An 879-nucleotide genomic window follows, 5' to 3' on the forward strand; every position below is an offset into this window, starting at 1 on the left:
CACGGTGAATACGTTCCCGGGCCTTGTACACACCGCCCGTCACACCATGGGAGTGGGCTGCAAAAGAAGTGGGTAGTTTAACCTTCGGGAGGACGCTCACCACTTTGTGGTTCATGACTGGGGTGAAGTCGTAACAAGGTAGCGCTAGGGGAACCTGGCGCTGGATCACCTCCTTATACGATGATTATYGYGATGAGTGTYCACACAGATTGATGGTTTATGAAGTTTTAGAGTGAAGAGTTCCCAAACTCTTCAAATCCAGTGTCCCGTTCGTCTAGAGGCCTAGGACACCGCCCTTTCACGGCGGTAACAGGGGTTCGACTCCCCTACGGGATACCATTGGGTCGTTAGCTCAGTTGGTAGAGCAGTTGACTTTTAATCAATTGGTCGCAGGTTCGAATCCTGCACGACCCACCATTTCCTTCCACAGGAAATCAAATATTGTGGGCGATTAGCTCAGTTGGGAGAGCACCTGCCTTACAAGCAGGGGGTCACTGGTTCGAGCCCGGTATCGCCCACCACTCTCTAAATGTTTTTGGAAGTCAAACTCCAAACCACTGCGGTAAAACGGAAGGTGGTTAGGTTTTTTGCCCTCTAAAGAACCTTTAGAAAGTGTTACTTTGATAAAAAGTGGCATCGCTCTTTAACAATTTGGAAAGCTGACAAAACAACAATTTATTGTTGTTTGTAAAGTTCTCAAAGTATTCATTTATTGAATACACAAAAACACATTCAAGTGTTCTTGGGTTTTGCGAAAGCAAAACATATTTGAGTCCGGCAAAATCGAGTCTGCATCATGTATAAAAATTGCAGACAACTTTGGTGATTTGATTATCAACTCGAAACTCCTTCGGGTTGTATGGTTAAGTGACTAAGCGT

Annotated in this window: 3 tRNA genes and 1 rRNA gene; all 4 read left to right on the forward strand. The window is 45.4% G+C overall.

Annotated elements, in window-relative coordinates:
• Positions 1-176 (forward strand): 16S ribosomal RNA (locus DPF93_RS21060); the annotation flags it as partial.
• An 87-nt stretch (positions 177-263) separates the two neighbouring features.
• Positions 264-339: transfer RNA gene (locus DPF93_RS21065), tRNA-Glu, on the forward strand.
• Positions 340-341: 2 nt separating this feature from the next.
• Positions 342-417 (forward strand) — tRNA-Lys (locus tag DPF93_RS21070).
• A gap of 28 nt (positions 418-445) precedes the next feature.
• Positions 446-521 (forward strand) — tRNA-Val (locus tag DPF93_RS21075).
• The last annotated feature ends 358 nt before the right edge of the window (positions 522-879 follow it).

Origin of the sequence: Vibrio rhodolitus, assembly GCF_003350325.1 — a bacterium.
Classification (GTDB): Bacteria; Pseudomonadota; Gammaproteobacteria; order Enterobacterales; family Vibrionaceae; genus Vibrio; species Vibrio rhodolitus.